Origin of the sequence: Pseudoalteromonas sp. MMG012 (genome assembly GCF_018100875.1) — a bacterium.
Taxonomy (GTDB): Bacteria; Pseudomonadota; Gammaproteobacteria; order Enterobacterales; family Alteromonadaceae; genus Pseudoalteromonas; species Pseudoalteromonas aurantia.
In genome coordinates this window covers 1-407 of record NZ_JAGJEF010000241.1, presented here as the reverse complement: position 1 = coordinate 407, position 407 = coordinate 1, and the positions used below count along the sequence as shown (strand labels likewise).

At 41.5% G+C, this 407-nt stretch carries 1 protein-coding gene; it reads right to left on the bottom strand.

Going from position 1 to position 407, the window contains the following annotated elements; all coding sequences use genetic code 11:
- Positions 1-407: transposase (locus J8L97_RS23245; RefSeq protein ID WP_409455181.1), on the bottom strand; the 407-nt coding region annotated here is incomplete at both ends.

Below are 407 nucleotides of genomic sequence, written 5' to 3'. Positions count from 1 at the left end.
ATTTCCTCAACTTGTTGTTTAAATTTATCATTGCCAAGTACCCACATTTTATCTGTGGCTGTTTTTATTTCCTCAAGCGTATATGGCGGAATGTCACTTTCAAATAATGAGCGGTATTGTGCTTGCCTCTGCTCTGAGCTAGTACCTAACTGCGCATATAAATCATGTTCAGTAATAAGCTCGATGACCTTCCCTACAGCATTATGCTGATAGCTAGACCAAGTATATTCAGCAGGGTGCTGAACCATGCCTGCTCTCACTGGATTTAGTTCAATATAACGACTCACCACTAAAAAGTAGTTATCACTATCAACCAATGTGGATTTAAAGCGCCCCTCCCAGAGCGTACCTGTGCGTTTATAAGCTTGGTTGAAATACCTTACGTAACAACGCCCAAGCGACTGCAT